This is a genomic window from Pseudonocardia acidicola, assembly GCF_012911935.1.
Lineage (GTDB): Bacteria > Actinomycetota > Actinomycetes > Mycobacteriales > Pseudonocardiaceae > Pseudonocardia > Pseudonocardia acidicola.
This window is the reverse complement of sequence record NZ_JAAXLA010000030.1, coordinates 37,203-61,988: the sequence shown is the minus strand read 5'-3', so window position 1 is coordinate 61,988 and position 24,786 is coordinate 37,203. Positions and strand designations below refer to the sequence as shown.

The following is a 24,786-nucleotide window of genomic DNA, read 5'->3' as shown; positions in this document are numbered from 1 at the left end:
TGCCGGCCGGTCAGTTGGCGGGGACCCGGAGCACCAGGGCGTCGCCCTGGCCACCGCCACCGCACAGCGCCGCCGCACCCACGCCGCCGCCGCGACGGCGCAGCTCGAGGGCCAGGTGCAGCGCGATCCGGGCGCCGGACATGCCGATCGGGTGCCCCAGGGCGATCGCGCCGCCGTTGACGTTGACCTTGTCCTCGTCGATACCCAGCTTGCGGGTGGAGACCACGCCGACGGCGGCGAACGCCTCGTTGATCTCGACCAGGTCCAGGTCGGCCGGGGAGATGCCCTCCTTGCGGCAGGCCACCTCGATCGCGTTGGCCGGCTGCTCGTGCAGGCTGGCGTCCGGACCGGCGACGACGCCGTGGGCGCCGATCTCGGCCAGCCAGCTCAGCCCGAGCTCCTCGGCCTTGGCCTTGCTCATGACGACGACGGCGGCCGCGCCGTCGGAGATCTGCGACGACGAACCGGCGGTGATGGTCCCGTCAGAGGAGAAGGCGGGGCGCAGCTTGCCCAGGCTCTCGGTGGTGGTGTCGCCGCGGACGCCCTCGTCGGTGTCGAACAGCACCGGGTCGCCCTTACGCTGTGGGATCTCGACCGGGACGATCTCCTCGGCGAACACGCCGTTCTTCGCCGCGGCGGCCGCGCGCTGGTGCGAGCGGGCCGAGAACGCGTCCTGGTCCTCGCGGGTGAGCTCGTAGCGGGAGTTGTACTTCTCGGTCGACGCACCCATCGCGACCTGGTCGAACGCACAGAACAGACCGTCGTAGGACATGTGGTCCTGCATGCTCACGTCACCGAACTTGAAGCCCTCGCGCGACTTGGCGAGCAGGTGCGGGGCCTGGGTCATCGACTCCTGGCCACCGGCGACGACGACGTCGAACTCGCCGGCCCGGATCAGCTGGTCGGCCAGCGCGATGGCGTCGATGCCCGACAGACAGACCTTGTTGATGGTCAGCGCGGGAACGTTCATCGGGATGCCGGCGGCGACCGCGGCCTGGCGGGCGGGGATCTGGCCGGCCCCGGCGGTCAGCACCTGCCCCATGATGACGTACTGCACCTGCTCGGGGGCGACACCGGCGCGCTCCAGCGCAGCCTTGATGGCGACCCCGCCCAGCTGGGCACCGGAGAGGCCCTTGAGCGAACCGAGCAAACGACCCATCGGGGTGCGAGCGCCTGCGACGATGACGGATCCGGACACGGCAACCTCCTGCGACTGCGGCGGCGAGGGATCACAGGACGATACCTGCGGACGCAGCCAACCATCTCCGGCCGCGACCCGATCAGTCGCGTGACACGACGCACAGGCCGCCGGGAAGCCGCCCGCCGGTTACATTCCCGCGCATGGGAGCCACTGAGGAAACACTGCACGCACAGGTCATCGGGGTGGACCACATCGGGATCGCCGTCGCGGACCTCGACGAGGCCATCGCCTGGTACGCCGACACGTTCGGCCTCGTCGCCACGCACGAGGAGACGAACGAGGAGCAGGGGGTGCGGGAGGCCATGCTCTCCGCTCCCGGCGACACGGGGGCCGCCATTCAACTGCTGGCGCCGCTGCGTCCGGACTCCCCGATCGGGAAGTTCCTCGACCGCAACGGTCCGGGCATCCAGCAGATGGCCTACCGGGTGGGCGACATCGACGCCATCAGCGCGGCATTGCGCGACAAGGGCGTCCGCCTGCTCTACGAGCAGGCCCGCCGGGGCACGGCCGGGTCGCGCATCAACTTCCTGCACCCGAAGGACGCCGGCGGCGTTCTCGTCGAGCTGGTCGAGCCGGCGGCTGACGGCGCACACTGATCCACCTGCGAGCAGGACCACCCGAAGGTGGGCAGTAGCGGTGGCATAGGTCACGATGACAGGAAGACTGTCGTCGCCTACCTGCATTCCCGGGTACCATACTGATCGGTAACATTTGGTATCCCAAGCAGGACCATCACGACTCAGCCAGCGGAGGCCAGCCGTGCAGGAGATCCTCGACGCCATTCTCGCCGAGCAGTACGAGGCGGTTGGGGCGCTTCCCGTCCCGGATCATTACCAGGGCGTCACCGTGCACGCCGATGAGGCGAACATGTTCGAGGGTCTGGCCTCGCGCGACAAAGACCCGCGCAAGAGCCTGCACCTCGACGAGGTGGCGACCCCGGAGCTCGGCCCGGGCGAGGCGCTGGTCGCGGTCATGGCCAGCGCGATCAACTACAACACGGTGTGGACCTCGATCTTCGAGCCGCTGTCCACCTTCGGGTTCCTCAAGCGCTACGGCCGGATGTCGCCGCTGACCAAGCGGCACGACCTGCCCTACCACGTGGTCGGTTCCGACCTGGCCGGTGTCGTGGTCCGCACCGGCCCCGGAGTGAACGCCTGGAAGCCCGGCGACCGCGTCGTCGCGCACTGCCTGTCCGTCGAGCTGGAGAGTCCCGACGGGCACAGCGACACGATGATGGACCCGGAGCAGCGCATCTGGGGCTTCGAGACCAACTTCGGCGGCCTCGCCGAGCTGGCGCTGGTCAAGTCCAACCAGCTGATGCCCAAGCCCGAGCACCTGAGCTGGGAGGAGGCGGCCAGCCCTGGGCTGGTCAACTCCACGGCCTACCGTCAGCTGGTCTCGCGCAACGGCGCGGGCATGAAGCAGGGCGACACCGTGCTGATCTGGGGCGCGTCCGGCGGCCTCGGCTCGTACGCCACCCAGTTCGCGCTCAACGGCGGCGCCACCCCGGTCTGCGTGGTCTCCTCGCCGGAGAAGGCGGAGATCTGCCGCAAGATGGGCGCCGAGCTGGTCATCGACCGCAACGCCGAGGGCTACAAGTTCTGGCGCGACGAGCACACCCAGGACCCCAAGGAGTGGAAGCGCTTCGGGGCCAAGATCCGCGAGCTGACCGGCGGCGACGACCCGGACATCGTCTTCGAGCACCCGGGGCGCGAGACCTTCGGCGCCAGTGTCTATGTCACCCGTAAGGGCGGCACCATCGTCACCTGCGCCTCCACCTCCGGCTACGAGCACCAGTACGACAACCGCTACCTGTGGATGAACCTCAAGCGGATCGTCGGCTCGCACTTCGCGAACTACCGCGAGGCCTGGGAGGCCAACCGGCTGATCTCCAAGGGCCTCATCCACCCGACCCTGTCGCGGGTCTACCCGCTGGCCGAGACCGGGCAGGCTGCCCTGGACGTCCACACCAACGCCCATCAGGGCAAGGTCGGCGTGCTCTGCCTGGCCCCGCAGGAGGGCCTGGGCGTGGTCGACACCGAGAAGCGCGAGAAGCACCTCGAGGCGATCAACCGTTTCCGAGGGGTCTGACGAATGGGTGGCGGGCGGCGGCGAGCACCATCGCCGCCCGCCGCTCAGCCCAGCCCGGCCACGTCCGGCCGGCCACGAACCTTGCGCGACTGGGTGACGGTGACCACCACGGATCGTGAACATACCAACCGTTCGGGGCCATCCCGGTACGGTGACGCCATGGCCGGGAATCTGGACACGTCCTCGCCCGACGCCGGTTTCGCGATCGCCCGACGGGGCTACGACCAGGCTCAGGTCGACACCCACCTCAGTCGCCTCGATGCCGAGATCCGCATCCTCGCCGCGGACCGTGACGCCGCCGTGAGCCAGGCCGCCCAGCTGAACCGCGAGCTCGACGACGCCCGGGCCCGGGCCGAGGGCCTGCGGCTCCAGGTCCGCAAGCTGGCCAGTCCCCCGCAGAACGTCCAGGGGATGAGCGAGCGCATGCGGACGATGCTGCGGCTGGCCGAGGACGAGGTCGCCGAGATGCGCAGCCGCGCCGACGACGAGGTCAAGCAGCGGCTGGCCGAGGCCGAGCGGCAGGCGGCGGAGATCACCGCCGCCGCCCGCGCCGAGGCCGACCGGACCACCGCGCAGGCCGAGGCCCGGCGGGCGCAGGTCGCCGCCGAGTGCGAGGCGGCCGAACAGGAGATGGCGCGACGCCGCGCCGAGGCCGACGCCGAGCTGAGCCGCGCCGCCGCGGAGGCCCAGCAGGAGCGCGACCGGCTCGCAGCCGAGTCCGCGGCCAAGTGCGCGCTGGTGGAAGAGGACTTCACCATCGCGATGGACGCGCGCCGGTCGGAGGCGCTGGCGGAGCTGGAGGCCCAGCGGGCCGAGGCCCGCCGCCGGACCGCGCAGACCCTGGCGGACGCGCAGGAGCAGGCGCAGCGCGAGGTCGCCGAGGCCGAGCGGACGGCACGACGCATGATCGCCGAGGCCGAGCAGCGGGTGGCGGAACTCGACTCGCTGCGGGCTCGGATCCTCGAGCAGCTCGGCACGACCCGGGCCGTGCTGGACCGCACGATCGGCGGGCTTCTCGACACCCAGGCCACGGTGACCGCCCCGGGTCCCGCGCATGCTGCGCCCGGCCCCGTCACCGATGCGGACGCACGGGCGCAGCTGCCGGCGAACCCGGCCGGCCCGGAGGATGCCACGGTCGCCGGCCAGGTGCAGAACCCGCCGGCGGGGGCCGCGCCGGTCCAGACCGGGACGTCGCCGGCGCAGGCCGGGGCCGCCGCGCCCGAGACGGCCGCGCCGGAGAACACCGCGCCGGAGAACACCGCGCCCGAGAGCTCTCCCGGGGGGAAGGCTGCCCCCGCAGCCACGACCGAGACCGAGGATGCAGCTGCTGATGAGAAGCCGGGCGAGGACGGCCCGGGAAACAGCGCCCCGCGCCCCAGCCCGGTCAAGCGGTCCCGGCAGCGCAACCGCCGCCGCACCTCCCCCGCCGGCCGGCGCTGACGCGCCACGGCCCTCGGCGCCGGTACCGATCGGGCGCCCGGCCGCCCTGCAGCCCGGCCCGGACGAGCACGGTGGCCCTTGCACGGCCGGCACGCACTACCAGCGCCGCCTCTCCGGCCGGCGCCGATGCCGCGCGTTCCAGCACGGCAGGTGCCAATGCCGGCGCTCCTCCACCGACCCGTAGTCCCCGGCCGGCCAGGTCACCACGTGCGGGGTCCCCGCGGGGATGAGCTGGTCACAGCCGGGGCAGCGGTAGTCCTTCACCGACGAGGCGCCGGGCACCTGACGGACCTGCCACTCGCCGTCCGGACCGCTCTCGGTGCGGCTGAGCACGGCCGACCGCAGCGGTACGTGCTCAGCGCGCGTCCCTTTCGATCGGCCCCGCCGCGAACCCTCCGACGACCGCGCCTGTGATCGGCGTGAGTGGTTCGAGCGGGGCATCAGACAGGTCGGATGATCACGACGTCAGGACGGCGCCACTCAGCGCGCGGCGTAGTCGCGGAAGCCGTGCCCGGTCTTGCGACCCAGCCGGCCCGCCGTCACCAGGTGCTCGAGCAGCGGCGCGGGCGCGAACCCGGCCTCCCGGAACTCCTGGTACAGCGAGCGCTCGATGGCCAGCGACACGTCGAGACCGACGACGTCGAGCAGCTCGAACGGCCCCATGGGCAGCGCGCACCCGGTCTTCATCGCGGCGTCGATGTCGTCGGAGGTCGCGTAGTGCGCCTCGAGCATCTTCACCGCGTCGTTGAGGTACGGGAACAGCAGCGCGTTGACGATGAACCCGGCCCGGTCCCCGCAGGACACCGGCACCTTGCCCAGCCGCTCGCACAGCGCGAGCCCGGTGGCCGCGACCTCGGGCGAGGTCGTGATCGTCGAGACGACCTCCACCAGCTTCATCACCGGCGCCGGGTTGAAGAAGTGCAGGCCCAGCACGTCGGCCGGCCGCGAGGTCGCCGCGGCGCACTCCACCACGGGCAGCGACGACGTCGTGGTGGCCAGGATGGCACCGGGCTTGCAGATCTCGTCGAGCGCGGCGAACACGGCGCGTTTGATGTCGAGTTCCTCGGCGATGGCCTCGATGACCAGGTCGACGTCGGCGAAGTCCTCGAGCCGGGTGGTGCCGGTGATCCGGGACATCGTGGCGTCGCGGTCGGACTCGGAGATCCGGCCGCGGACCACGGCCTTCTCCAGCGACTTGCGGATACCGGCGATGGAGCCCTCGACCTTGCTGTCGCTGCGACCGCGCACGATGACATCAAGCCCGGCCTTGGCCAGCACCTCGACGATGCCGCTGGCCATCGTCCCGGTGCCGACGACACCGACGCGCTGCACGTCGCGCACGGGCACGTCGTCGGGCACGGTCCCGTTCGGGGTGAACGCGTCGGGCACCACCTTCGACGAGTGCGGCTTCTCGTAGGTGTAGAAGCCGCGCCCGCTCTTGCGGCCCAGCAGCCCGGCAGTGATCATCTGCTTGAGGATCGGCGTCGGCGCGTGCAGCTGGTTGCGCGACTGCCGGTACATCGTGTTGAGGATCTCGTAGGCGGTGTCGAGCCCGATCAGGTCGAGCAGTGCCAGCGGACCCATGGGGTAGCCACACCCGTAGCGCATCGCGGCGTCGAGGTCCTCGCGGCTGGCGTAGTGCGACTCGTACATGCCCGCGGCGTGGTTGAGGTAGCCGAACAGCAGCGCGTTCGCGATGAACCCGGCGCGGTCACCGATGACCACCGGCACCTTGTCCAGCGTCGCGGCGAAGGCCTTGAGATCGTCGATCACATCGGGCTCGGTGACGACGGTGCGCACCAGCTCGACGAGCTTCTGCACCGGCGCCGGGTTGAAGAAGTGCATCCCGACGACCTTGCCGGGCCGCGCGGTGCGCACGGACAACTCGGTGACCGAGAGCGACGAGGTGTTCGACGCCAGGATGACCTCGGGCCGGACGACCTTGTCGAGCTCGGCGAACACGGCGGCCTTGAGGTCCAGGCTCTCCGGGACGGCCTCGATGACGAGGTCGGCGTCGGCCATGTCGGCCAGCGACGTCGTCGTGGTGATCCGGCCGAGCAGCTCGGCGGCGGCCTCCTCGGTCAGCTTCCCCCGCTCGATGGCCCGCCGCGTCGACGTCTCGAGGTGGGAACGGCCCCGGGCCACGGCCTCCTCGTCCACCTCGGCCGCGATCACCTGCAGGCCGTTGCGCGCGAACACCTCCACGATGCCGGCGCCCATCGTGCCCAGGCCGACCACGCCGACCGTCCGGAACTCCCGTGCCACGCGCATACCTCCCGCTACCCCGAGGGACAAGTTCGCAACCGATACTCCCATCCCTGGCCGCTCGGTATCCCACGCATGTCACCGGGAACACCCTTCCCAGACGGGTGGCCGGGTGGATGCGGGTCGGCTCAGAACAACCGCAGGTCGTCGGATTCCACGCCGCGCAGCGCGTTGTAGTCGACGACGACGCAGCGGATCCCGCGGTCCTCGGCCAGCGTCCGGGCCTGCGGCTTGATCTGCTGCGCGGCGAACACCCCGGTGACCGGGCGCAGCAGCGGGTCGCGATCCATCAGCTCGAGGTAGCGGGTCAGCTGCTCGACGCCGTCGATCTCGCCGCGGCGCTTGACCTCGACGGCGACGCTGCGGCCCTCGGCGTCGCGGCAGAGCAGGTCGACCGGGCCGATCGCGGTCATGTACTCACGGCGGACCAGCGTGTAGCCCTCGCCGAGGACGGTGGGGTGCGCGGCCAGCAACTCCTGCAGGTGCGCCTCGACGCCGTCCTTCACCAGCCCCGGGTCGACCCCGAGGGTGTGGCTGGAGTCGTGCAGCACCTCGTCGATGGTGATCACCAGCGACTCGTCGGCCTTGTTGCGCACCGTCCACACGCCGGGCTGTTCCTCGAGCCAGCACGGCGGGCTCATCCAGTTCAGCGGTTTGTAGGCGCGGTCGTCGGCGTGCACGCTGACCGATCCGTCGGCCTTCACGAGCAGCAGCCGGGGCGCCATCGGCAGATGTGCGGTGAGGCGTCCGACGTAGTCCACCTGGCAGCGGGCGATGACGAGGCGCACGCTCGCAGAGCTTAGGGGGCAGCTGCGACAGGACCGGTGTTGCGGGCCGCCAGCGCGGCGCCCGCGGCCGCGAGCGCGGCACGCAACTGCGGCGGGTCGAGCGCCTCGACCTGCCCACCCAGAGCGGTGAGTTGTCCCGCCGCGACCACGATGCTCTCCACCTCCAGGATCAGCTCCCGCCAGCCCTCGTCGTCGGCCGGTCCGGCCAGCGCGATCGCCCGGATCGCAGCATCGTCGTCGGTGATGTGCGGCAGTGTCCGCAACCCGGCCGGTCCGACGCGCAGCCGCACCTTCTCGCGCAGCAGCGAGCCGGCGAACCGGGTGGCGGCGTCGGCCCACCATGCGGTGAGCACGAAGCGCGGCGGCCGCACGAAGCCCTCCCCGGTCGGCTCGGCGGCGAGGATCCGGGAGACCCGGTAGGTGCGGATCGTCATAGGCTCGCCAGCCACCCCGGCCACGAGGTACCAGACCCCTGCCTTGAGCACGAGCCCGAGCGGTTCGAGGACCCGCTCGACCGACCCGTCGCCGCGCCGGTAGTCGACACGCAGCCGGCGCTGCTCCCACACCGCCTCGGCCACCTCCGTGAGCCGGCCGGTCTGTTGCGCGGACTGGAACCAGCCCGGCGCATCGAGGTGGAACCGCTCGCCGACGGCCCGCGCGTGCTCGCGCAGGGCCGCCGGGAGGGTGGCGAGCAGCTTGGCCTGCCCGGCACTGAGCGCCGAGCCCATCCCCAGGTCGGCGAGCACCTGCGGCGCACCGATCGCCAGGATCGCGGCCGCTTCGCGCGAGGTCAGGCCGTCGAGGCGGGTGTGCCAGCCGTCGAGCAGCCGGATCCCGCCGCCGCGACCGGACTCCGTCCACAGCGGCACTCCGGCGGCCTGCAGCGCGGCGACGTCGCGGTAGATCGTCCGCTCGGAGACCTCCAGCTCGCCGGCGAGCTGGGCCGCCGTGGCCGCGCGGCGGCGTTGCAGGGTGAACAGCAGGGCCACCAGCCGGGACGCGCGCACCCCGCGATCGTGCCCTCCGTGACACGTCCCGGGAATACGTCGCCTTTGTACGATCTTGGTCGTTGATCGACAGCGGGGGCGCCGGGTGACGGACCTCGGTTACAGCATCGACGAGCTGCGACGGGGTGCGGGCGAGCACGCGACGCGGGTGAGGCCGCGGGGACTCCCGCCGGGGCATACACCAACGACCACGCGGAAGTGTTCGACGCCGACGTCTCCAACCACCGAGGGCCGGCTGCTGGCGATCCGCCTCGCCGCAGGATCGGCCGAGCCCACGCTCACCGACAGCCCGGAACCCTGGCTCCCGAAACCGCCGACTCACCCTCCCGAAACTGCCGACTCGCGGGTGGGGTCAGGCCTGGGTGTGGACGTAGGTGCCGGGGGCGTCGGCCAGCGGCGGGTGCTCCCGGTCCCCCGGCCCGTCCGGGGCTGCCTTCTTCGGTCCGGATCGCTCGCCGATCCACCCCGCCCAGTGCTCCCACCAGGTGCCGGCGTGCTCGGTCGCGCGCTTCCGCCATGCCTCGGGGTCCGTCCCCGGCTCGGGGCCGGTCCAGTACTTCGACTTCTTGTTGCCCGGCGGGCAGACCAAGGTCTGGATGTGTCCGGTGTTGGTCAGCACGAACGTCGAGGTCCCGCCGAGCAGGGCAGCCGAGGCGTAGCACCCGTTCCACGGCGTCAGGTGGTCGCTGGTGCCCCCGGTGACGTACGTGTCGACGGTGACCTGCTTGAGGTCGATCGGCGCCCCGAGCACGGTGAGCGCGCCCCGCTTGGTCAGCGTGTTCTTCTCGAAGATCTCCAGGAACTGGCGGTGCAGCCCGCTCGGCAGGTTCGTCGTGTCGGCGTTCCAGGCGAGGATGTCGAACGGCGGTGGGTCGGTGCCGAGCAGGTAGTTGTTGACCCAGTAGTTCCAGACCAGGTCGTTCGGGCGCATCCAGGTGAACACCGACGCCAGCGACCGGCCGTCGAGGACACCCGCTGAACGCGATCGCCAGTCCGCCAGCCGCAGCAGCGGTCCGGCCGACATCATCCCGATGGGCGCGGGCGCCGACCAGTCGAGCAGCGTCACCCCGAAACTCGCCGAGCGCACCCGTTCGTTCCCGGTCGCGGCAAGGTGGTTGAGCACTGTCGCAGTGGTGATGCCGCCCGCGCACAAGCCGAACAGGTTGACCTGCTCGGAGCGGGTGATCGCGGCGACGGCGTCGAGCGCGGACAGGATCGCGCGCCCGTAGGTGTCGAGATCCCAGTCGCGGTGGTCCTTGACCGGGTTGCGCCAGGAGATCGCGAACACCTGCTGGCCCTTCGACACCGCGTACTCGATGAGCGAGCGACCCGGCGCGAGGTCCATGAAGTAGTACTTGTTGATCTGCGGCGGCACCACGACGACCGGGACCTTGCGGACCTGCGCGGTCTGCGGCCGGTACTGCAGCAGTTCGAGGACGTCGTCGCGGTACACCACCGCACCCGGGGTGGCGGCGAGGTCGCGGCCGACGACGAATCTCCCGCGGTCCACCTGGCGGGGCAGCCCGCCGTTGTGCCGCAGGTCCGAGAACAGGTTGCCGATGCCGCGACGAAGGCTGCCGCCGCCGGTCTCCAGCGCCCGCTTCAGCGCGGCCGGGTTGCCGAACAGGGTGTTCGTCGGGGCCAGCGCCGAGGCCAGCACGGTGGCCAGGAACCTGGCGCGCTCGCGGTCGCGCCAGTCGGGCAGATCGGCATCGGCGACGGCCTCGTCGATGGCCGCGCAGGTGGCCAGGTAGGCCTGCATCAGCCGGTGGTAACCGGGGTTCTCGGTCCAGGTCGGGTCGGAGAAGCGGCGATCACCGCGGGCGGGTTCGACCTCGGACTGGCCCACCGCGACCTTGCCGAGCTCGGCGGCCAGCCGGGTTGCGGCGCCCGCCACCGCCGGGACACTGCCGGCGACCCGGACGGCGGCCTCGACCAGCCCCCGGATGCCCCCGCTCAGCACAGCCGATGGATCGGGCTTCGGGTCCGGCATCAGCGCGGCCACCCGGTGCAGGCCGGGGCGCGAACCAGGGTCGGGAGCATCGGGCCGCACAGTCACCATGTGATGTACCTCACTCCTCGCGTTCGGTGGAGTCAAGCCGCCCACCCGGCACCGTGTGCGCTGCGAAAACGCTCGGCGGCCGCCAGGTGTGGCCGACCGGGGGCGACGGTGCAGGCGGACGCGTGCCGCCGGGTTCGTGGCGGCCGCAGTGCGCGCCGCGCGACGCACAGGCAACGGTGGGGCCGGGAGGCCACGCAGGGACCCGGCGGGTGGAGATCACCTCCTGCCCGGTGATCGGGATCCGCGACTCCGCGCCCTTCGCCTGGCCACCCGGATCGCGCGACTCGTGCACGGAATTCCGCCGACTCGCACGTCGAGATGGGGCGACTCGCGGGTGAGGTGGTTCACGTTCGGGCGGCTGGGGCTTCCCGTCGCGGGCACGGCACTGTGTCGGGGTGGAGACGCTCAGCAGCCGCCAGGTGTACGCCAATCGGTGGATGACCGTGCGGGAGGACGCGATTCGCCGGCCCGACGGCAGCAACGGCGTCTACGGCGTGGTCGACAAGCCGACCTATGCGCTGGTCATCCCGCGCGACGGCGACCGCCTGCATCTGGTGGAACAGTTCCGCTACCCCGTGGGCCGGCGGCGATGGGAGTTCCCGGCCGGCACCGCGCCCGACCGCGCGGAGGTCGACCCGGCCGAGCTGGCCGCCCGGGAACTGGTGGAGGAGACGGGGCTGGTGGCCGGCCGGATGGATCTGCTCGGCGAGCTGGAGGTGGCGCCGGGCATGTCGAGCCAGCGCGGCATGGTCTTCCTGGCCACGGAGCTGACCGCGGGCCCGGCCCGGCGCGAGCACACCGAGCAGGACATGCGGGCGCGCTGGTTCGGCACGGCCGAGTTCGAAACGATGATCAGGAACGGGGAGATCACCGACGCGCAGAGCGTGGCCGCGTACACGTTGCTGCTGCTCCACGACCGCGGCTGACCGCCACAACAACCGACGACAAACAAGCAGGCTTGCTTGTTTGTTTGTGGCCGGGCACACTGCCACCCCGTGGTCACCCGCCAGCAGGAGCGCAGCGAGCTCACGCGCGCCCGGCTCATGGAGGCCACCGTCGCGAGCCTGGCCGAGCACGGCTGGAGCGGGACGACCACCACCGCGGTCGCGCACCGCGCCGGGGTGTCCCGCGGGGCGCAGCTGCACCACTACCCCACCCGCGCCGCGCTCGTCGTCGCCGCCGTGCAACATCTCGGCGCCGCCCGGATCGCCGAGATCCGCGAGCAGGCGGCCGCGCTGCCCACCGGCGCGGGACGCACCGTGGCCGTGCTGGACATGCTGGCCCGGCTCTACACCGGGCCGCTGTTCCACGCCGCGCTCGAGCTGTGGGTGGCCGCCCGCACCGATCCGGAGCTGCACGCGGAGGTCATGCCGCTCGAGGCGGCCATCGGGCGCGAGTCGCACCGGCTGACCGTCGAGCTGCTCGGCGCCGACGAGACGCGCCCGGGCGTGCGCGAGGCCGTCCAGCAGACCCTCGACCTGATCCGCGGCCTGGGCCTGGCCGACCTGCTCACCGACGACGGCCCGCGCCGCCGGGCCCTGCTCGCCGACTGGGCCCGCCACCTCGACGAAAGGCTCCGCGCAGGATGACGCCTGACCCCTGGGACACCCCCGAGCGCCGCGAGCTGCGCGCGACCGTCCGCCGGTTCACCGAGACCGAGATCGTGCCTCACCTGGACGGCTGGGAGCGGGCCGGCGAGCTCCCCCGCGAGCTGCACGCCCGGGCCGCGAGGCTGGGGTTGCTGGGTGTCGCGTTCGCCGAGGAGGTGGGCGGCGCCGGCGGCGGCCTGCTCGACTCCATCGTGGTGACCGAGGAACTGATCCAGGCCGGCGGCTCGGGCGGGGTCGTGGCCGGGCTGCTCACGCACGGCATCGCGCTGCCGCACATCGTCGCCGCCGGTGACCCGTCGCAGATCGACCGCTTCGTGCGGCCCACGCTGGCCGGGGAGACCATCGGTGCACTCGGCGTCACCGAACCCGACGCCGGGTCCGATGTCGCGGCGCTGCGCACCCGCGCGGTCCGCGACGGCGACCACTACGTCGTCAACGGGTCCAAGACCTACATCACCTCCGGTGTGCGCGCCGACTTCGTGACGGCCGCGGTGCGCACCGGCGGCGACGGCTACGCCGGGATCAGCCTGCTGGTGATCGAGAAGGGCACGCCCGGGTTCACCGTCACCCGCCGGCTGGAGAAGATGGGCTGGCACTGCAGCGACACCGCGGAGCTGTCCTTCGTGGACGCGCGGGTGCCCACGGCCAACCTCGTAGGACCGGAGAACGGCGCGTTCGCGCTGATCATGCAGCAGTTCCAGACCGAGCGGATCGCGCTGGCCGTGCAGGCCTACGCCACCGCGCAGCGCGCGCTGGACCTCACGCTGGACTGGGTGCGCAACCGCACGACCTTCGGACGCCCGCTGATCGCCCGGCAGGTGATCCGGCACCGGCTCGTCGACATGGCCCAGCGCATCGAGCTCGCCCGCACCTACACCCGCGAGGTGGCGACCCGGATCGCCGCGGGCCAGGAGGTCGTGGCCCAGGTGTGCATGGCCAAGAACGCGGCCGTCGCCGCCTGCGGCGCGACCGTCGACGACGCGCTGCAGTTGCACGGCGGCGCCGGCTACATGCGCGACTCCGAGATCGAGCGGCACTACCGCGACGCTCGGATCCTGGGCATCGGCGGCGGCGCCGACGAGGTCCTCACCGAGCTGGCCGCGCGACGGTTGGGCTTCGCCCCCGTGCGCGGATAACGCTGTTCCCACGACTATTTCCGCGCACGAGCACGACGAAGGAGTGCGAATATGGACCTGCGCGAGACCGACGAGCAGCAGATGCTGCGCACGTCGGTGGCCGCGATGGCCGCCAAGTACGGCCACGACTACCTGATCGCCAAGGCGAAGACCGGCGAGAAGACCACCGAACTGTGGGCCGAGGCCGGCGAGGCCGGTTACCTCGGTGTGGCCGTGCCCGCCGAGTACGGCGGTGGCGGCGCGGGCATGGTCGAGCTGGCGATCGTCGCCGAGGAGATCGCCGCGGCCGGCTGCCCGCTGCTGCTGATCGTCGTCTCGCCGGCCATCGCGGCGTCGGTGATCGCGACGTCCGGGACGCCGGAGCAGCGGGAACGCTGGCTGCCCGGGTTCGCGACCGGCCGGACCCGGATGTCGTTCGCCATCACCGAGCCGGACGCCGGATCGAACTCGCACAAGATCACCACGACGGCGCGCCGCGACCCGGACGGGGCGGGCTGGCGGCTGTCCGGGCGCAAGTACTACATCTCCGGGGTCGACGAGACCGAGGCGACGCTCGTCGTGGCCCGGCTGGAGGACGCGGCGTCGGGCGCCCTGCGCCCGGCCATGTTCATCGTGCCCACCGACACCCCGGGCATGAGCTACCAGCCGATCGACATGGCCATCACCTCGCCGGAGCGCCAGTTCACGGTGTTCTTCGACGACGCCCTGCTCCCCGACGACGCGCTCGTCGGCGGCGAGGAGTCCGGGCTCGCAGCGCTGTTCTCCGGGCTCAACCCCGAGCGCATCACCGTCGCCGCGTACTCCAACGGGCTGGCCCGCTACGCCCTGCGCAAGGGCACCGACTACGCCAGGGACCGCAGCGTGTGGGGCGCCCCGATCGGCAGCCACCAGGCCATCGCGCACCCGCTGGCCAAGGCGCACGTCGAGGTCGAACTGGCGAGGATGGCGACGACCAGGGCGGCCTGGCTCTACGACGCCGGCGACCACGCCGCCGCCGGCGAGGCGGCCAACATCGCGAAGTACGCGGCAGCCGAGGCCGCCATCAACGCCGTTGACGCGGCGGTGCAGGCGCACGGCGGCAACGGGATGTCGGTCGAGTACGGGGTGGGCACGCTGATCGGCGCCGTCCGCACCGCCCGGATCGCCCCGGTGAGCCGGGAGATGATCCTCAACTACATCGCCCAGCACACCCTGGGGCTGCCCAAGTCCTACTAGCCCGGAACCGAATGTCCGGGACATGCGATCGGTATTGTGATTCCCGAAAGGTTGATCAGTCCCCTCACCGTCATCCTGCCACGGAGTAGCGCCGTGATAGGATCGGGCCGTGGATAACTTCACGTACGCGATCGAGCGTGCGAGACTTAAGGCACTGATTGCGCAGCGCGACGAAGCGAAAGCCAAGGGTCACAATAATCGGTACGCAGACCTGGTTCGCGAAGTCCGCAGCAGCGAAGAGAAGCTTCAATCCATTCTGGGCGCAGGAAATCGGTAGGGTTGCCACCTGAGTGGATCGCCGCTCGCAAGGCGCGGGTCCGTTCAGGACGGACCGTCAGATAATGTCTGACGTCTTTTCGAGGGACGAACTCCATCGATGGTGCGGCAATCGTCATGACCGTCTCCCACCCGGCATGGATCCTGACCGCTGACGGCCCGGAGCATGTGCGACTTCCGATTCCCGCGACGGACTATCTGAGCGAACGCGAAGCGGTGGTGATCGGCGTCGGCACCGGGGAACTGACCGAACTCCGGATCGCTTATGCGACCGGCAAGCGTGAGGCGCTTTACGGCTCCCCGCTGGACGGTCTCCCGATCGCCGACCACCTCGCCGCGAAGAACGCGCGCGGGTACTGAGGCTCAGCGGCGGTACCGGGGCTCAGCGGCCGGTGGTCGGTCTCCTCACCACCGTCCCCAATGGACCACGTCCTCGAACGGACGGCGGTTGGGGCGCAGGATCGGGGTCAGCGGCCGGTCGGCGGGGTAGCCCATGGCGATCAGGCTCTGGGCGAACCTGTCGTCGGGGAAGCCGAGGAGCCGGCGCGCCAACTCCTGGTCCTCGACCGCCGAATGACCGCTCCCGATGCCGAGGTCGACCGCGGCCAGCATCATGCTCATCGTGGCCTGGCCGAAGTCGTAGTGGATCCAGTCGCGCTGCCGGTCGTTCTGCGGCACGGGCGCGATGAGTGCGATCGTCGCGGCCGAGGTCGCCACGTGACCCGCGCCCTGCCAGACCCGCGACAGTTCCCGCAGCGCTCCGCGATCGGTGACGACGACGAAGTCCCACGGCTGCCAGTTCTGCGAGGAGGGGCTGCGGCGACCCGCCTCGAGAACCCGCTCCAGGTGTTCGGCCGGAATCGGCCGATCCGCGAAATTGCGGACGTTTCGCCGAGACCTGATCGCATCCCATGTCTCCACGACCCCAACGTACCCAGCAGGACGCGTCCGGCGCCCGGCCGGAGCTAGAGATGCAGCAGTTTCTCGGCGTTGCCGTGGGCGATGCGGTCCCGGTCCCCCGGGCTGATCGGCAGCCCGTCCAGGAAGGTCCGCGCCTCCGCCATCGACGCGAAGGGGTGATCGGCGGAGAACATGATCCGCTCGACACCGACCTCGGCGAGCAGGATCTGGAACGTCGGCAGCCAGTTGAAGCCGGAGAAGGTGTAGTGGACGTTCTCCCGCAGGTAGGCGCCGACCGGACGGTGCAGCTCCGTCAGCTCGGTGGGCAGGGTCCGTTCCAGGCGCGGCATCATGAACGGCAGCGCCTCCCCCATGTGCCCGATCACGACCTGCAGCGTCGGATGGCGGTCGAAGGCGCCGCCGAGCACGAGGCGCAGCAGATGGGTCGCGGTCTCGATGTGCCAGCCCCAGGCCGCCATCGAGAGCATCCACGTGACCCGGGGGGCGAGCCCGCCGTAGGACGCCTCCACCACCGGGGCCGGTGGCAGCGTGGGGTGCAGGTAGATCGGCACGCCGAGCCCGGCGGCGCGCTCGAGCAGCGGTGCGAAGAACGGGTCGTCGAGGTAACGGCCCGCGCTGTGGCCGTTGACGACCGCGCCGACGAACCCGTATTCGCGCACGGCGCGCTCGAGCTCCTCGGCGGCGGCTTTCGGCGACGGTGTCGGGACGGTGGCGAACCCGGCGAACCGGGTCGGGTGCCGGCGCACCGCGTCGGCGAGCACGTCGTTCGACTCGCGGGCCAGCGCCACCGCGTCGGGTGCGGCGAGCTGCTCGACCCCGGGCGAGACCAGTGAGAGCACTTGCACGTCGATCCCCGCGGCGTCCATCGCCGCGATGCGACCGCCGTCCAGATCCGACAGCTGCCGGACCAGTGTCTCGTCGAACGCGAGGCGCGTACCGGGGCCGTTCTCGAATGCCGGGGTGGCGTAGTGCTCCTCGAGGGTGATCGTGCGCATCGGAACCCGCTCTCGTGGTCGTGGACGTCGGCCCACGGTGAGAATCTCGCGCCGCCGCGGCCGGCGCGCCCTGATCCGTCCCGGCTGCGCCGAACCCGCCGAATGCGAACCGTGCCCGGCACCGGAGTGCTGGGTGGCGTCCTACCCCACCCTAGGCGCGGCTGCCCGGTCGGCCCGCCAGCACCAGGACCGCATCGGCACCTCGATCTCGTCGAGGCCGGGGAAGCGCTGCTCCAGCGCGGCCCGCGCGCCTGCGAGGCCCGCGGATCGCTCCCGCGGGTCGGCAGTGATGAGGCCGCTGTAGGTGCCCAGCATGACGACGACGTCGTCGATCCGCATCGGGCGGGTGAACGCGAACGTCGTGCGTTCGACGTTCGCGAACAGCCCGCCCGCGGGCAGCGTGACGTCGCGGTGGCGTCGCCGCCGCGCCCGGGCCTCGGAGGGGTCGGCCGACGACGAATGGAACCGGTCGATGGCCCGCACCCAGTCGACCTCACGGTCACGGCTCGTCCAGATCACACCGAAGCGCCCACCGTCGCGGAGCACCCGCCCGATCTCGGGGACAGCCCGATCAGGATCCATCCAGTGCCACGCCGACGAGATGAGGACGGCGTCGGCGCTCGCATCGGGCAGCGGGATCGCCTCTCCCCGGCCCTCCACGACACGGACCCCCGGCGAGCGCGCCGACAGCACCGCCCGCATTCGGGGGTCGGGCTCGACGGCGACGACCTGCGGGACCCGCCGCGCCAGCGCGCGGGTCAGCAGGCCGGTCCCGGCGGCCACATCGACCGCGACCTCACACCCTCCGGGCAGCAACCATTCGACCGCGTCCGCCGGCGGCGAGGGCCGCACCCTGTCGTAGTCCTCGGCGATCGCGCCGAAGGACATCGCCCGCTGCTCACGCCCAGCCACGATGGGCACGGTAATCCGCGATCGGGTCGGTGCGTGGGCATGGTCGTCCCCCCAGCGACCATGCCCACGCACCGGGCTGGAGGGTCCCCGGCGGGTCCGCCCGGCCGTCGCGCCGGACGGACTGACCGTCCCGGAGACCATGCCCACTCCGTCTCTCAGGTGGTGTCAGCGGAGGCGGCGCTGCCACTCGTCGTCGATGTGCTCGATGAGGGATGCGAACAGTTCCGCGACGGCCTCCGCCGTCGCCGCCCCCGGGGCGGGGGCGCCGGGGGCCTCCAGCGATGCGGCCAGCGCGTGCCGCAGGACGTCGGCGCGGCGGGCCGGGTCGCCGGGCGTGGTGGGCGACGGCAGCGATTCGACGAAGTAGAACCCGTTGTTGACGGCGCTGAGCAGGTAGAGCTGGGCGGAGACGTCGAGGTCGGTGCGCAGCAGCCCCGCGTCGCGCAGCAGCCCGAACCAGGCCCGCCCGATCTCGGCCCGCCGCTGCGCCAGCTCGCCGAGGGTGTCGGCGGCCTCGTGCGCCAGCCGGCCGAGGATCTCGCTGTCGCCCAGGTAGAGCCGGCGAACGACCGGGTCCTCGGCGAGGGCGAGGAACACCGACCGCAGCATCCGGCTGGGCAGGGCCTCGGCCGGGTCGGCCCGAATGCGGTCGATCATGCCGGCGACGACGCCGTGGTGGGCCCGCAGCAGGACCGTCAGGAACAGCGCCTCCTTGGTGCGGAAGTGCAGGTAGACGGTTCCCTTGCCGATCCCGGCGTGCCGTGCGACCTCCTCGATGGTCACCCGCTGGTACCCCCAGCGCACGAGCAGATCGGTGGCCGCGTCGAGGACGCGGTCGATCCGTTCGGCGGGACGGGACAGGGTGCTCATCGGCGGCGTTCCTCATCGTCATGACCAGTTCGGGACGCACTGCGTGACGCGATGACCGGAGTCGACATCTGGTCACCGGTGCAACGCTAGGACCTCCCCGCAGCCGCTTTCAAGGGTCCTTCGGCCCGGCTACGGTGACCCCCATGGCGGACTACGAGTACCTGCTGGTGAAGCACGAGGGCGACACCGTCCGGATCACCATGAACCGGCCGGAACGACGCAACGCGCTCTCCGAGGCCCACCTGCTCGAGCTGCTCGACGCGTTCGAGACCGCGGGGCGCAGCGACGCCAGAGGCATCGTGCTCGCCGCCGAGGGCAAGGCGTTCTCCGCCGGGCACGACTTCGCCGACGTCGCCTCCCGTGACCTCGCCGGGGTCCGTGACCTGCTCACGCTCTGCACCAAGGTCATGAACACCATCCAGTCGGTGCCGCAGGTCGTGATCGCGCGGGTCCAGGCGCTGGCCACCGCGGCCGGCTGCCAGCTCGTCGCCACCTGCGACCTGGCGGTGGCCGCCGAGTCGGCCGGGTTCGCGCTGCCCGGCGGCAAGGGCGGCTGGTTCTGCCACACCCCGGCCGTCCCGGTGGCGCGCAACATCGGCCGCAAGCGGCTCATGGAGCTGGCCCTGACCGGCGACGCCATCGACGCCACCACCGCCGCCGAGTGGGGCCTGATCAACTACGTGGTGCCCGCCGCCGAGCTCGACACCGCGGTCGACGCGCTGCTCGCCCGCGCCACCCGGGGCAGCCGCTTCGGCAAGGCGGTCGGCAAGCAGACCCTCTACGCCCAGCTCGACCGCCCGGAGGCCGACGCCTATGCGATCGCCGTCGAGGTGATGGCGTCGCTGTCGCAGTCACCGGGCGCCAAGGAGGGCATGGCGGCGTTCCTGGAGAAGCGCCCCGCGGTCTGGCCCGACTAGCCGGCCCTTAAGGTGCTGGGCGATGCTGACCCGCCGGAGCCTCCTGACGCTGGCGGGCGGCGGGATCGCCCTCGCCGCCACCGGCTGCGGCACCACCGTGTCCGGATCCACGCTCGACCGCGCCCGCCACGCCGGCGTGGCCCGGATCGGCATCGCCGGCGAGCGGCCGTTCGGCTACTCCGCGACCGACGGCCGGGTCACCGGGGAGTCACCCGAGGTCGCACGGGCCGTGCTGGCCGCGATCGCCGTGCCCGGCATCGAGGCCGTCCAAGTGGGATTCCGCGACCTGATCCCCGGGCTGCAGGCCGGACAGTTCGATCTCGTCGCCGCCGGGATGACGATCACGCCCCGGCGCTGCCAGCGGGTCGCGTTCTCCCGGCCCGACTTCCTGGCTCCCACCGCGTTCCTGGTGCCGCAGGGCAATCCGCGGCGCATCCGCAGCTTCGACGACATCCGCCGCGGACGGCTGAAGCTCGGCGTGCTGAGCGACTCCGCCGAGCAGGAGTACGCCCGGGCCGCGGGCATCTCCGACGCCGACGTGGAGACCTTCGACGGGCAGAGCGCGCTGGTCCGGGCCGTCGAGGACGGCCGCGTCCCGGTGGCCGCGCTCACCCGGATCTCGCTGCTCGACGAGCTGACCCGCAACCCGGGATCGGGGCTGGAGGTGACCGCCGGCGTCCGCCCGATCGTGGACGGGCGGGAGGTGGTTCCGGCCGGCGGGTTCGCGTTCCGGCTGGAGGACCGCGACCTGCGGGCGGCGTTCGACGGCGCGCTCGCCACCCTGCACGACTCCGGCGAGTGGCTGCGGATCGCCGCCCCGTTCGGCTTCGCCGAGGAGAACCTGCCACCGCGCGACCTCACCACCGACGCGCTGTGCACCCGGGCGCCGCAACGCTGAGCCGCTGCGTCAACCCCGTTCCAGCACCGCGCGCAGGAAGTCCCGGGTGCGCTGCTCGCGCGGCTCGCTGAACAGCTCCGCCGGTGCCGCGTCCTCGATCACCCGGCCGCCGTCGAACATCATCACCCGGTGCGAGAAGTCCCGCGCGAAGCCCATTTCGTGCGTCACGCACAGGATCGTGATGTCGGTCGTCTTGCCGATGTCGCGCAGCAGGCCGAGCACGCCGGCGACGAGCTCCGGGTCCAACGCGGACGTCACCTCGTCGAGCAGCAGCACGTCGGGCCGCATGGCCAGGGCGCGGGCGATCGCGACCCGCTGCTGCTGGCCCCCGGAGAGCCGGGTCGGGTGTGCATCGATCTTGTCACTCAGCCCGACGAGCTCCAGCAGGTCGGCGGCGCGGGCGTTCGCCTCCTCCCCGGACAGCCCGAGGACCCGGGTCGGCGCCTCGATGAGGTTGCCGCGCACCGTCATGTTCGGGAACAGGTTGAACTGCTGGAACACCATCCCGATGCGCTTGCGCACCTCGCGGGAGTGCTTCTCGTCGGCCGGGACGAGTCGGCCGCCCCGCTCCATGTGCGACAGGTACCGGCCACCGACGGTGATCGTGCCGGCGTCGACCTTCTCCAAGGTCATCAGCAGCCGCAGGATCGTGGTCTTGCCCGATCCCGACGGCCCGATCAGCGTGACGTGCTCGCCGGGCGCGACGGTGAAGCTCAGCTCGGACAACACGACGTTCGAGCCGAACCGCTTCTCGACGCCGTCGAAGACGATCATGGGGTCGGCGGTGGGGGTGTCAGGCGGGGGCACGGCGGCGCTCCAGTCGTCGGACCAGTATCGAGGCCGGGTAGCTCAGCAGCAGGAACAGCAGGCCGGCGATGGTGTAGGGCTCCGTGGGCCGGAACGTCTCCGAGGAGATCTCCTTCGCCTTGTTGACCACCTCCACCACGCCGATGCCGAGCAGCAGCGGGACCTCCTTGAACATGGAGATCACGTAGTTGCCCAGCGCAGGCAGCACCCGGGGGATCGCCTGCGGCAGGATCACCCCGGTCCAGGTGCGCGACCGCGGCAGGCTCAGCGCCGTGGCGGCCTCCCACTGCCCGACCGGCACGGCGTCGATGCCGGCCCGGTAGACCTCCGAGGTGTAGGCCGCGTAGTGCACGCCGAGCCCGACCACACCCACGACGAATGCGCTGAGCACGATCCCGAACTGCGGCAGCACGAAGAACAGGAAGAACACCTGCACCAGCAGCGGTGTGGACCGGATGAACTCCACCAGTGCCCACACCACCTGGTCGACGACCGGGGTCCGCGCCCGGCGGACCACCGCGATGACCAGCCCGAGCAGCAGCGCCAGTACCGACCCCAGGAGCGTGATCTCGATCGTGACCAGGAGCGCGCGCAGCAGCTCGGGGACGATCGAGACGGCGTAGCCCCAGTCCCACAGCGGCATCAGTGCGCTCCTACCGTCGCCGTCACGGCCCGGGCCGCCCGCGACGGCCGCCGCCCCACCTTCCGCGCAGCCACCCGCTCGGCCAGCCGCATCACCGCGGTGATGAGCACGGCCAGGACGAGATAGATCAGCAGCATCAGCACGAAGATCACCACGATGTCGCCGCCGAAGTTGGGCACCAGCACCTGCACACCCCGCTCGGTGACCTCGGGGACGACGATGAACGACAGGATCGCCGTCGACTTCAGCAGCTGGATGAACAGGTTGTTGAACGAGGGCAGCATCTCCACGACCGCCTGCGGCAGGATCACCCGGCGCATACGCTGCGCCGGGCTCAGGCTCAGCGCGATCGCGCCCTCGTACTGCGTCCGGGGCACGGACTGCACCGCGCCGCGGACGATCTCCGCGCCGTAGGCGCCGTGGTTGAGCCCGAGCACGACCACGCCCGCGAACAGCGGGACGAGCTGAAACCCGACGAGGACCGGGAGCACGAAGTAGATCCAGAACAGCTGGACCACCTCGGACGTGCCGCGGAAGGCCTCGACGTAGATCCGGCTGACGCCGCGGACCGGGCGGCGCGGCGAGAGCAGCGCCAGGCCCGCGGCGAAGGACAGCACGATCGTGAGCAGAATGCCACCGACCGTGGCGATGACGGTCGGCGCCAACCCGTCCAGCAGGACCGCGACGATCCGCGGAAGGTCGTCCACCCGGCCTCAGTCCCCGGCGCACAGCCGCTGGGTCGTCACGTCGGGCTTGGGCACGTTGTCCTGGTTGAACCCGAACGGCTGGGCGATCGTCAGCCACCGCCCGCTGTCGTGCAACGTCTTCAATTCGGCGTTGAACGCATTGACGAAGTCGTCGTCGCCCTTGCGGAACACGAACGCGCCTGCGGAGACCGTCTGCTTGCCGTCGATGACCGGGAAGAAACCAGAGGTCACCTCGACCGCGGCGCCCGGATTCTTCTTCACCACGTCGTTGAGCGAGATGTTGGTCAGCGCGGCGGCGTCGGCCCGGCCCGACGTGACGGCTTGCAGCAGCGTGTTCTGGGTGTCGAAGACCTGGATCTGGCCGTCGGGAATGCCACTCTTCTGCGCGTAGCCCTGCTCCACCGCGCCGCTGAGCACGGCCAGCCGCAGATTCTTGACCTTGACGTCGTCGAAGGTGTGCACTCCTTTCGGATTGCCGGTCGGCACCAGGAACGCCGTGGGGGCGGTGTAGTCCGGCGCGGAGAACGCCGCGTTCGCGCACCGGCCGGGGTTGATGAACATGCCGGCGGTGACCATGTCGAACTGCCGCGCGTTGAGCGCCGGGATCAGCGAGCCGAACTCCACGGTGGTGGCCTGGATGGAGTTGATGCCGAGCGCGGTGAGCACGGCCTTGCCCACCTCGACCGACTCCCCGGTGACGGTGCCGTTCGGGTCGGTGAAGCCGTACGGCGCCTCGTTCGCGATGCCGACCTTGATCGTCCCGGCACTGCGGGCGTTCTGCAGGGTGCTGCCGCTGCCGGTGCTCGTGCTGCTGCACGCCGACAACAGGGCGGGGCCGCCGAGGGCCACCACCCCGGCCACGGCCGTGCGCCGGAAGAAATCGCGTCGGGTCCAGATCCGCTCAGTCATCTCCGCCCCCGGGTGTCGGCGTCGCTGATGGCCGGTAGTCGCAGCTCTCCACGTGCGGTGACCGGCGATGTGGCCCGAACGTAGGTGATCAGTCGGGAAAACAGTTTTCCGGCAACGGGTTGTTACCAGAACGCAATCGGAGCCCCGGGTTGTGACGGCTTTTCACCCGATCAGCGGCCATGACGGCCGGCCCTCACGGATACCCGTGGTTGGGATACCGGCCCCCGCCGCCAATGCTTGATCGCGCCGCGTTCCCGGCGATAGGCCATGATGCGGCGCATGGCATTGCACATCGCCGGACTCTCCATGCCCGGCCCGTCCGAACTCATCGCCGGCGCCCGGGCGGTGGCGGGATGGACCGAGGAGGCCGTCGGTGCGGCGATGACGCTGCCCGAGCGGGCGGTCCGGGTGCTCGACGGCGTGGACGGGCTGCTCGGCCGGGTGGGCGGCATCGCCGACCGCGTCGACGCGGTCGTCGACCGGGTGGACGGACTGCTGGCCCGCGTCGACGGCGTGGTCGGCGACGCGGAGAGCCTGCTCGGCTCGGTGCGCGCCGTGGCCGACGCCGCGGGCGGGATCGTCGCGCGGGCCGATCAGGTGGCCGAGTCCGCGGCCGGGCTGGTCGCGCGAGCCGACAAGGTCGCGATCGGCGCGGCCGGCCTGGTGGCCGACGCGGGCCGGGTGGCGACCGAGGCACAACTCGTGGTGACGAGCGCCGGCGGGGTGGCCGGCGATGCCTCCGGCGTGATCGAGAAGGCGACCGCGGTAGCCGACCGGGCCGGCGTGGTGGTCGAGCAGGTCGCGACCACCAGCACCGGGGCGACCGACCTGCTCGCCACCTATCAGCCCATCGCGCAACGGGCCGCCCCGTTGGCCGCGAAGTTCGTCGACGAGCTCTCCGACCAGGAGGTGCAGGCCGCGATCCGGCTGGTCGACCAGCTACCGGTGCTGACCGAACACCTGGAGAGCGACATCCTGCCGATCCTCGCCACCCTGGACCGGGTGGGCCCGGACGTGCACGAGCTGCTCGAGGTACTCAAGGAGGTCCGGCTGGCCATCAACGGCATCCCCGGCTTCACCTTCTTCCGCCGCCGCGGCGAGGAGCGCGAATAGCGC

General features: G+C 71.5%; 26 protein-coding genes. 12 read left to right on the top strand and 14 right to left on the bottom strand.

The features are described 5' to 3' along the window. Positions 1-10 precede the first annotated feature (10 nt). Positions 11-1,198, bottom strand: coding sequence for an acetyl-CoA C-acyltransferase (locus tag HF526_RS17285; protein ID WP_169382488.1), 1,188 nt, complete (start codon positions 1,196-1,198; stop codon positions 11-13). A gap of 143 nt (positions 1,199-1,341) precedes the next feature. Between HF526_RS17285 and mce the strand changes: the two genes are divergently transcribed. From mce to HF526_RS17270, 3 genes are all read left to right on the top strand, one after another. Next, positions 1,342-1,797: a methylmalonyl-CoA epimerase gene (gene mce / locus HF526_RS17280; protein WP_169382487.1), complete on the top strand. Its 456-nt coding sequence runs from the start codon at positions 1,342-1,344 to the stop codon at positions 1,795-1,797. Positions 1,798-1,960: 163 nt separating this feature from the next. Then, the gene (gene ccrA, locus HF526_RS17275; RefSeq protein ID WP_169382486.1) at positions 1,961-3,292 is read left to right on the top strand and encodes a crotonyl-CoA carboxylase/reductase; all 1,332 of its coding nucleotides are present in this window, start codon (positions 1,961-1,963) and stop codon (positions 3,290-3,292) included. Positions 3,293-3,451: 159 nt separating this feature from the next. Continuing rightward, positions 3,452-4,732 (top strand): coiled-coil domain-containing protein, encoded by a 1,281-nt coding sequence (locus HF526_RS17270; protein WP_169382485.1) that lies wholly within the window; start codon positions 3,452-3,454, stop codon positions 4,730-4,732. Positions 4,733-4,828: 96 nt separating this feature from the next. On the opposite strand, the gene HF526_RS17265 is transcribed toward HF526_RS17270, so the two are convergent. From HF526_RS17265 to HF526_RS17245, 5 genes are all read right to left on the bottom strand, one after another. Beyond that, on the bottom strand, positions 4,829-5,065 hold the full coding sequence (locus HF526_RS17265) for a hypothetical protein (RefSeq protein ID WP_420821628.1): 237 nt from the start codon (positions 5,063-5,065) through the stop codon (positions 4,829-4,831). A 147-nt stretch (positions 5,066-5,212) separates the two neighbouring features. Beyond that, the gene (locus tag HF526_RS17260; RefSeq protein ID WP_338051538.1) at positions 5,213-6,997 is read right to left on the bottom strand and encodes a 3-hydroxyacyl-CoA dehydrogenase family protein; all 1,785 of its coding nucleotides are present in this window, start codon (positions 6,995-6,997) and stop codon (positions 5,213-5,215) included. A 128-nt stretch (positions 6,998-7,125) separates the two neighbouring features. After that, complete coding sequence (gene nucS, locus HF526_RS17255) at positions 7,126-7,785, bottom strand: endonuclease NucS (protein ID WP_169382482.1); 660 nt, start codon at positions 7,783-7,785, stop codon at positions 7,126-7,128. A gap of 11 nt (positions 7,786-7,796) precedes the next feature. After that, positions 7,797-8,792, bottom strand: a complete 996-nt coding sequence (locus tag HF526_RS17250) for a WYL domain-containing protein (RefSeq protein ID WP_169382481.1) — start codon at positions 8,790-8,792, stop codon at positions 7,797-7,799. 352 nt (positions 8,793-9,144) lie between these two features. Continuing rightward, complete coding sequence (locus tag HF526_RS17245) at positions 9,145-10,854, bottom strand: alpha/beta fold hydrolase (protein WP_169382480.1); 1,710 nt, start codon at positions 10,852-10,854, stop codon at positions 9,145-9,147. Positions 10,855-11,249: 395 nt separating this feature from the next. On the opposite strand from HF526_RS17245, the gene HF526_RS17240 reads away from it, so the two are divergent. The 6 genes from HF526_RS17240 to HF526_RS17215 all read left to right on the top strand — a co-directional run bounded on the left by HF526_RS17240 (position 11,250) and on the right by HF526_RS17215 (position 15,451). After that, positions 11,250-11,780, top strand: a complete 531-nt coding sequence (locus tag HF526_RS17240) for an NUDIX domain-containing protein (protein WP_169382479.1) — start codon at positions 11,250-11,252, stop codon at positions 11,778-11,780. Positions 11,781-11,897: 117 nt separating this feature from the next. Continuing rightward, on the top strand, positions 11,898-12,443 hold the full coding sequence (locus tag HF526_RS17235) for a TetR/AcrR family transcriptional regulator (protein ID WP_169382506.1): 546 nt from the start codon (positions 11,898-11,900) through the stop codon (positions 12,441-12,443). Next, complete coding sequence (locus tag HF526_RS17230; protein WP_169382478.1) at positions 12,440-13,600, top strand: acyl-CoA dehydrogenase family protein; 1,161 nt, start codon at positions 12,440-12,442, stop codon at positions 13,598-13,600. Before HF526_RS17235 ends, HF526_RS17230 begins: the two co-directional genes overlap by 4 nt. A 51-nt stretch (positions 13,601-13,651) precedes the next feature. Next, positions 13,652-14,815, top strand: coding sequence for an acyl-CoA dehydrogenase family protein (locus HF526_RS17225; RefSeq protein WP_169382477.1), 1,164 nt, complete (start codon positions 13,652-13,654; stop codon positions 14,813-14,815). Between the two features lie 109 nt (positions 14,816-14,924). Beyond that, the gene (locus tag HF526_RS17220) at positions 14,925-15,092 is read left to right on the top strand and encodes a hypothetical protein (protein WP_169382476.1); all 168 of its coding nucleotides are present in this window, start codon (positions 14,925-14,927) and stop codon (positions 15,090-15,092) included. 116 nt (positions 15,093-15,208) lie between these two features. Then, positions 15,209-15,451, top strand: a complete 243-nt coding sequence (locus HF526_RS17215) for a hypothetical protein (RefSeq protein WP_169382475.1) — start codon at positions 15,209-15,211, stop codon at positions 15,449-15,451. 45 nt (positions 15,452-15,496) lie between these two features. Here HF526_RS17215 and HF526_RS17210 read toward each other — a convergent pair whose 3' ends face one another. From HF526_RS17210 to HF526_RS17195, 4 genes are all read right to left on the bottom strand, one after another. Next, complete coding sequence (locus HF526_RS17210; protein ID WP_169382474.1) at positions 15,497-16,012, bottom strand: nitroreductase family protein; 516 nt, start codon at positions 16,010-16,012, stop codon at positions 15,497-15,499. A gap of 44 nt (positions 16,013-16,056) precedes the next feature. Continuing rightward, complete coding sequence (locus HF526_RS17205; RefSeq protein WP_169382473.1) at positions 16,057-17,007, bottom strand: amidohydrolase family protein; 951 nt, start codon at positions 17,005-17,007, stop codon at positions 16,057-16,059. Between the two features lie 141 nt (positions 17,008-17,148). Continuing rightward, complete coding sequence (locus HF526_RS17200; RefSeq protein WP_338051537.1) at positions 17,149-17,919, bottom strand: class I SAM-dependent methyltransferase; 771 nt, start codon at positions 17,917-17,919, stop codon at positions 17,149-17,151. A gap of 165 nt (positions 17,920-18,084) precedes the next feature. Continuing rightward, positions 18,085-18,789 (bottom strand): TetR/AcrR family transcriptional regulator, encoded by a 705-nt coding sequence (locus HF526_RS17195; RefSeq protein WP_169382472.1) that lies wholly within the window; start codon positions 18,787-18,789, stop codon positions 18,085-18,087. 143 nt (positions 18,790-18,932) lie between these two features. Here HF526_RS17195 and HF526_RS17190 point away from each other — a divergent pair, with 143 nt between their 5' ends. Together HF526_RS17190 and ehuB (HF526_RS17185) are read left to right on the top strand one after the other, a co-directional pair. Further along, positions 18,933-19,706, top strand: coding sequence for an enoyl-CoA hydratase-related protein (locus HF526_RS17190; RefSeq protein WP_169382471.1), 774 nt, complete (start codon positions 18,933-18,935; stop codon positions 19,704-19,706). A gap of 22 nt (positions 19,707-19,728) precedes the next feature. Next, the gene (gene ehuB / locus HF526_RS17185; RefSeq protein WP_169382470.1) at positions 19,729-20,604 is read left to right on the top strand and encodes an ectoine/hydroxyectoine ABC transporter substrate-binding protein EhuB; all 876 of its coding nucleotides are present in this window, start codon (positions 19,729-19,731) and stop codon (positions 20,602-20,604) included. Positions 20,605-20,613: 9 nt separating this feature from the next. On the opposite strand, the gene ehuA is transcribed toward ehuB (HF526_RS17185), so the two are convergent. Genes ehuA through ehuB (HF526_RS17165) form a run of 4 tightly spaced genes read right to left on the bottom strand, consistent with a single transcriptional unit; the run spans position 20,614 to position 23,670 of the window. Next, on the bottom strand, positions 20,614-21,378 hold the full coding sequence (gene ehuA, locus HF526_RS17180; RefSeq protein WP_169382504.1) for an ectoine/hydroxyectoine ABC transporter ATP-binding protein EhuA: 765 nt from the start codon (positions 21,376-21,378) through the stop codon (positions 20,614-20,616). Between the two features lie 19 nt (positions 21,379-21,397). Beyond that, positions 21,398-22,054: an ectoine/hydroxyectoine ABC transporter permease subunit EhuD gene (gene ehuD, locus HF526_RS17175; RefSeq protein ID WP_211177360.1), complete on the bottom strand. Its 657-nt coding sequence runs from the start codon at positions 22,052-22,054 to the stop codon at positions 21,398-21,400. Beyond that, the gene (gene ehuC, locus HF526_RS17170) at positions 22,054-22,761 is read right to left on the bottom strand and encodes an ectoine/hydroxyectoine ABC transporter permease subunit EhuC (RefSeq protein ID WP_169382469.1); all 708 of its coding nucleotides are present in this window, start codon (positions 22,759-22,761) and stop codon (positions 22,054-22,056) included. Before ehuC ends, ehuD begins: the two co-directional genes overlap by 1 nt. A 6-nt stretch (positions 22,762-22,767) precedes the next feature. Beyond that, positions 22,768-23,670 carry an ectoine/hydroxyectoine ABC transporter substrate-binding protein EhuB gene (gene ehuB / locus HF526_RS17165; RefSeq protein ID WP_211177359.1) on the bottom strand — a complete coding sequence of 301 codons (903 nt, stop codon included), beginning with the start codon at positions 23,668-23,670 and terminating at the stop codon, positions 22,768-22,770. A 279-nt stretch (positions 23,671-23,949) separates the two neighbouring features. On the opposite strand from ehuB (HF526_RS17165), the gene HF526_RS17160 reads away from it, so the two are divergent. Beyond that, a complete protein-coding gene (locus HF526_RS17160; protein ID WP_239028789.1) occupies positions 23,950-24,783 on the top strand; it encodes a hypothetical protein in 834 nt (277 codons plus the stop codon). Positions 24,784-24,786: the final 3 nt, after the last annotated feature.